A 5553-nucleotide genomic window follows, 5' to 3' on the forward strand; every position below is an offset into this window, starting at 1 on the left:
GCTACCCTCGGTCCACTCGTGAATGCACGCGTCGATCAGCTCCTTGGCCGCCTGCAACTGTTCGCCGAACTGGATGTGCTCGGCGATCTGTCGCACGACTTTATAGCGCCCATCAAAGGTCACCAGCGAGATGTTTCCCTTGATGGCCCGCATACGCACGCCGTACTGCTCGCTGCTGGCTTCGACGAACGCGGCGACATCAGCAAAGGCCAGCTCCTTAAAAGCAAGGAGTTGTTCCTGATGTTTTTTCGCAGTGTCGATCAGGGCCATGACCGTCTGGTCACGCAGACGATCAACGGGCTTGATCATTGATTCGGGGACGTAGCGGCCTCGCGCGTCAAGGACGAAGCCGGGCATTACAGGTTGCGAGTTCACGATGGATTCGAATAAGTGAATCTACTGTTGATTAATCGACAAATTATATGTCGTAAAAACCTAACTCATGGCAATGATATGCGACGCTGAGGACGCGGGGTGGCCCTGAACGGATGACTCACAGGAATTTGACAACTCAGTAACGACAAGGGTTTGAGCGATGCCCTTCGCCACTTTCTCGCCACTGCATATGCAAAAGGGGTGAGTAAAACGCTCGCCCCTTCATGTCAACATCGCCGCTATCTTGGGAATTCCCAAGATAGGTCAACTGTCGTCCAACCTGTCGAATCATGCGACGCGTGTCCGACTGCGTTGCCTACCTCAAAACCCCGACCGCCAGTAGGTGCTGCCCGGCCCGATGCGAACCGGGTCTGGCCGGGTGTAGAGGGCCAATAGTTCCTGTGTGATCTTCTCTCCAAAGCGCCGGACAATATCAGTGGGGTCCGAATGGATGTAGTGCCGGGCATATTCATCAAAACCCGGATGCACTGCAAAGGACAGCGGCGAATGAGTTCGAAGCGTGGAGCGCACCGACCGAGCGTAGTGAGTTTTCATCACGCGTAACGCCGCATCGAGACGTTGCTCGAACGACGCATCAGGATTGTGCACAACTCGCCACGCCAGGTGTTTTATCTCCTCGCGTTCAGCTAGGGGCCAAAGCGGCACGCCGGGGTGCAGGCGTTCAAAAAGCTGGTGCATGACGATCATCCGCCGCACGGTCACTCGGTCCGCAGCACGCTCGGGGGCGTAGTGGAAATCACAGGTCGGGTCCGGCGACTGGCCTGATAACTTCACACTTCGGATTAGTTTTCGCACCTCGCGCTCAGCAACGGCTCGCACCGCCTTGGGCGTCAATTCAAAGTCATCTGGAATATTGAAGGCCGCGAGTGCGCGCCGCAATTGTTCCGCCGTATAAACCGTCATTCCCCACTCCTTACATGTCGAAGTCCAGCGCGAGCGATGGCCGTCATCGTCAGAAAGCCAACGCGATAGAGGTAAGCCTCGCGCTTTGTGAATTTTTTTAGCACGCGAAGCAGGATGAGCTTCTCCATGCCGTTTTCGATTGCTGTCTCATCAGAGCACGGCTCGCGATAATAAAGACGATAGGCCGCCTCTAAGGCGGCGGTTTCGACCAGTTCCTCCTCGAACTCATCCCTACAATTGCAGAGTTCTCGGATCGACGTGGAAAGGTCGAACATCTGCTCGCTGTTCATCGATCACTCTCCCCAGTCTCAACTTCCGAATCCCGAAGTCCGCCAGATGCTTTGCGAAGTCCGCCAGATAAAGTCCCGTGGCGGTCTTCGCGGTCTTCGTGTTTTTTCGGGTTCAAAAGCTCCCCGGAAACCCCCGAATCTACCGAAGACCGCCAACCCTCCCGAAGACCGCCACCATATTTTGTCTGGCGGACTTCGCTTTTTTCGTGGCGGACTTCGGCGGGAAGAGCCCATACCCATCCATCCTTCATGCTTATCTTTCGAGCCTCGACGCTCAGCTCACGTTTTGCGCGCTCGATCGTTCTCCATGCGTACCCTGCGCCCGACGCATCATGTTTGATCGACTTGACTGGCACCGGACCATCGCAGAGAAGGTCACGAAGAAAGTCGATCGCCTCGTCACGCTCGGAGCGCTCTGCATTGTCGGCTTGTTCAACGTCATCAAGGATGTCGCGCGCCGTGCCATCGAGTTGCTCACCCCATGCGACGCGACTCGCCTCAATGCCGTTCAGATCGATCTGTTCGAGCGTATAGCTAATCCCTCCATCGTCGCGCCCTACATTGCACTTGGCCCGCGCCAGAATGCGACGCTCCTGAGCCTCATCTTTCGCAGCAACGAGGGTCATGCGCGCAAGGGCATTGAACGCACCGGACCCAAGAACTCGCTCAGAAACTACGCTGCCAGCACTACCTTTTCGAAAGTGACTAATCCCAAGAACGGTGCATCGATGCGTGTGGGCGATGTCAACGAGCACCTGCAAGTCTCGACGTACGTCGTTCGCCTTATTGGCGTCGCCCGCCACCGCACTCATGACTGGATCTACGATGAGCATGGCGACGTTGCCAAGCGTCGCGAGCCGCTCATTCAGGAGATGGGCATCGCGAGCCGGATCGAACGGCTGAATCTCGCCGTGCTGGTTAGTCAAGCCGCTGACGAAGTGAATGCATTCGAGATCGGCCCCCGCCGCCATGAGTCGCGGGACAAGGGTGTCCGCTTGGCCATCCTCGCCGCTCCATATGAGCACGTCACCTTGACGACCACAAGCAGTCCCGTCTGGCCACATCCCGCCTCGCGTTACGGTAGCAGCCAACGCAAGCGCCACCGTCGTCTTACCGGTTCCCGGTGAGCCTGCCAAGAGCGTAAATTTCCCGTCTGGAATCCAGCTACGCCACAGCCAGCGGATCGCCTCCGGCACGATGTCCGAAGCGCGGGTAAGCAGCACGGAAGCTCGACCGGGCTGCTTCGGCAAGGCAAGCTTATCTGTGCCCCCAGGACGCGTTGTCGCGGCAAGGCAAGAGACCACCGCCGCAAGGCCGGCATGTTGCGCGAGATCATTGAAATCTGATGCGCCTTCCGGCCGGTTGTCGCCGAAATCGGGGACGGCCAACAAACCAGTGACCGACTTCGCCGCGTCGGTGGCGGCCGTGATGCCTGGGTTGCCCGCTGTCTCAGCGTCATCATCGGCTGCCACGATGATTTTGCATCCGGTTGGCAGGTTAGCCTTCACTGCCAGTGCCACGGGCTTGAGATTGCCGGAGTCGAATGCAACGGCAACCGACAAGCCGGTCGCCTCGAACAGACTCGCCGCCGTCGCGAAACCCTCGGCAATGATGATGCGATCCGCAGGCTTCGGTCCGAAAGAGTAGTAGCAACCTCTTTTCGCGCCGCCAGTTAAGAACCGCTTCGTGCCGTCGGCATGGATGAACTGCACGCTCACGAGCTCGCCGCTTGCGTCGCGAACAGGCACGATCAACGTACGCTTGTCCTTGAACTCTTTGAGGCCGTAGGGCTTGATGCCCTTAGCGACGCAGTAGGGGTTGTCGTCAGTGGCGTCTCGCGTCTTCGCCCAAATGCGCTTGGCCTTCGCTGCGGCTTCCGCCCTACGGGCTTTCGCCTCGTGCTCGACGGCTGCACGAATCTCCTGCTGTTCACGCTTCCACTGCGCGCGTTCCTCCGCTGTCAAGGTCGATTCGGCTCTCCCAGACCAATTCTCTTTGTGCCCCGTCTTCCAATCGCCGAACGCCCCCAAGCCGAAGCGGCTGCTGTGCAGCACATACCAAGCGCTCTTTTTGCCCCGCTTATCTTCAGGGCCCGCAAAACGATGGATCGTGCTATCAGCGATGATTTCAGGGGCGCTGAAGCCAGCGCCTGTCAGCGCGTCTGCAAAGACAGCCTCCACATTCACTAGATCGCTCATACAACCTCCCGCGCGGCCAGCGTCAGCCCTTGAATGACCTGCGCAAGCAACTCCGGGCGAAGCATGATGCCCTTCTGCGTCGGCACGAACTCACCCGCTGCATTAGCGACCACGAGCCGGACATCGATGTACTGGCGGCCCTTGTACCAACGATGCGAGATACGAACGCGTTGCGTCGCGTTCTTCTGAATCTCCATCACCATCTTGTCCTGATCGACCGTACTCATACGTCCTCCTTCGAACCGCCTGCGTGCTTCTCGAAACGCGCGTCATCACCCGCATACGCAGGATTGGACGGCTTGTTGGCAACCTCTTGTGACTGATCGATCAACAGGTGCACGACTCCTTGCACGGGAACAGCGCATCCCGCTTGATCTTCTGGAAGTGCGGCCGAAAGGGTTCGCAGGACATCGTGAATCTGCCATGCCTTAGCGGCGAGATCGCAACGATTAGCCATGGTTGACCGCCTGTGAGGAGTACTCATCGCTAAGGTCACGACGAGACCGCTCAACCTTGAGACGGTCAGTGAACCGTTGTTGCAAATAGCAGTTTGAGTCGGCTGCTACTTCCGCGATACGAGCGATCAGCTCGATCTCAGCCGCGATATGAAAGAGTAGTGACGGTTCATCGTTGCCTTGCAGAGCTTCAGTGCGAAGGTGCTTGCACTCACGTCCTCTATCGCCGCTTACCAACATGCCGATGCCCGCTGTGAGCGCAGACAGCGAGTCAGCCATGTCAGCAACGGTGCCTGTGAAGTCTGCGAGATACTGCAGCTCACTGTCCGAGGCATGAGCCGTATCGAAGCGCTCGAAGAAAAAGTCGATCAAGCCTGCCGCCGATGAGCGCGGCCGAGCCATCTTTTCGGTGGTGTTAGTCATGGCGCACCTCCGCACGGGCGATGTCCACCAGCTGACGTAGCGCATTGCCGGTGATGTCCAGCGCATCATTCGCGGTCGCCGCAAGCGCAGCATCACGCAACGCGCCATTGATAATGTCGATTTGAACGACGAAAACGGGGATTTGGGTTTGCTCAGAACGAGCGAGGATATTTGCAGTCATCATCGCGCCCTCACTCGGTTTCGTTGGCAGAGCGACTCGCCGCGATTCGTGCCGCGATCCAGTCATCGACTTCCTGCTCGATCCATGCAACAGCACGAGAGGTAATCTTGATGGACCTCGGGAACGATGGTTCGGTGTAGACGGCTGTACGGCTCAGACCCGTCTTCTCAAGCACACGACGCAGCTTGATTAAGGTCGTAGTGGGTGTGACAGACTGCTGTGATTGCTCGGGACGAGCGGAGGGATTAGCACGCATTGCGGACTCCGTGATCAGGTTGAAAACCCGACCCTCCCGCTTCCCAACGGGGTGGCCAGGCACAAGGCAGGATAGGAAGACCGGTGATCACGGAAACCGGCGAGCGCGAACGCTCCCCCGCCAAGGCCCGACCATTGAAGGCGCGCGCAAGGCAGCGGACGTAAAAATACCGCCAGTCGGCGGTTTGTCCGCCGTGATCTAGTCCGGCTTCCCAACCGGGTGACCTCTGTTTCGGCCACGTGAGAAGTATACGTAGTTCTCCAACGTTCGTGCAAGTACTTTTCGGACAGGTCAGATGGTGCCGACAGCTTTTCATCGTTACCATTGTTCTCAGCATGTCGTCACCCTCTTGGCTGGCCTTCGGGCCAGCTCTTTTTGTCTGCCGTTGCAGCGCTCTCAGCACCCAAATCCCCGGTTCAAAGCTCTCACATCCGAGATATCTAAGGTCGCG

General features: G+C 58.0%; 8 protein-coding genes. All 8 read right to left on the reverse strand.

The genetic code is table 11. The features are described from left to right. Positions 1–375, reverse strand: a 375-nt coding sequence (locus QCE79_RS38700) for a DUF3164 family protein (RefSeq protein ID WP_309854343.1), incomplete at its 3' end; no start/stop codon positions are given. A 321-nt stretch (positions 376–696) separates the two neighbouring features. Then, positions 697–1299: a hypothetical protein gene (locus QCE79_RS38705; RefSeq protein ID WP_309854346.1), complete on the reverse strand. Its 603-nt coding sequence runs from the start codon at positions 1297–1299 to the stop codon at positions 697–699. Continuing rightward, on the reverse strand, positions 1296–1589 hold the full coding sequence (locus tag QCE79_RS38710; RefSeq protein WP_309854349.1) for a hypothetical protein: 294 nt from the start codon (positions 1587–1589) through the stop codon (positions 1296–1298). The genes QCE79_RS38705 and QCE79_RS38710 overlap by 4 nt, the downstream gene beginning before the upstream one ends. Further along, entirely contained in the window at positions 1586–3787 is a 2202-nt protein-coding gene (locus QCE79_RS38715; protein ID WP_309854352.1) for an AAA family ATPase, read from the reverse strand. The genes QCE79_RS38710 and QCE79_RS38715 overlap by 4 nt, the downstream gene beginning before the upstream one ends. Continuing rightward, complete coding sequence (locus QCE79_RS38720) at positions 3784–4014, reverse strand: transcriptional coactivator p15/PC4 family protein (protein ID WP_309854354.1); 231 nt, start codon at positions 4012–4014, stop codon at positions 3784–3786. Before QCE79_RS38720 ends, QCE79_RS38715 begins: the two co-directional genes overlap by 4 nt. 222 nt (positions 4015–4236) lie before the next feature. After that, complete coding sequence (locus tag QCE79_RS38725; RefSeq protein WP_309854357.1) at positions 4237–4665, reverse strand: hypothetical protein; 429 nt, start codon at positions 4663–4665, stop codon at positions 4237–4239. Beyond that, complete coding sequence (locus QCE79_RS38730; RefSeq protein ID WP_404989513.1) at positions 4658–4849, reverse strand: hypothetical protein; 192 nt, start codon at positions 4847–4849, stop codon at positions 4658–4660. Before QCE79_RS38730 ends, QCE79_RS38725 begins: the two co-directional genes overlap by 8 nt. Before the next feature lie 7 nt (positions 4850–4856). Beyond that, positions 4857–5102, reverse strand: coding sequence for an AlpA family phage regulatory protein (locus QCE79_RS38735; protein WP_309854361.1), 246 nt, complete (start codon positions 5100–5102; stop codon positions 4857–4859). Positions 5103–5553: the final 451 nt, after the last annotated feature.

This window comes from Caballeronia sp. LZ003 (genome assembly GCF_031451465.1).
Classification (GTDB): Bacteria; Pseudomonadota; Gammaproteobacteria; order Burkholderiales; family Burkholderiaceae; genus Caballeronia.

What these genes read in the sequence shown, in the direction of transcription:
- QCE79_RS38720 (WP_309854354.1), bottom strand. Translation starts at nt 4,014, where the DNA reads ATGAGTACGGTCGATCAGGACAAGATGGTGATGGAGATTCAGAAGAAC.
- QCE79_RS38730 (WP_404989513.1), bottom strand. Translation starts at nt 4,849, where the DNA reads ATGATGACTGCAAATATCCTCGCTCGTTCTGAGCAAACCCAAATCCCC.
- QCE79_RS38715 (WP_309854352.1), bottom strand. Translation starts at nt 3,787, where the DNA reads ATGAGCGATCTAGTGAATGTGGAGGCTGTCTTTGCAGACGCGCTGACA.
- QCE79_RS38705 (WP_309854346.1), bottom strand. Translation starts at nt 1,299, where the DNA reads ATGACGGTTTATACGGCGGAACAATTGCGGCGCGCACTCGCGGCCTTC.
- QCE79_RS38735 (WP_309854361.1), bottom strand. Translation starts at nt 5,102, where the DNA reads ATGCGTGCTAATCCCTCCGCTCGTCCCGAGCAATCACAGCAGTCTGTC.
- QCE79_RS38725 (WP_309854357.1), bottom strand. Translation starts at nt 4,665, where the DNA reads ATGACTAACACCACCGAAAAGATGGCTCGGCCGCGCTCATCGGCGGCA.
- QCE79_RS38710 (WP_309854349.1), bottom strand. Translation starts at nt 1,589, where the DNA reads ATGAACAGCGAGCAGATGTTCGACCTTTCCACGTCGATCCGAGAACTC.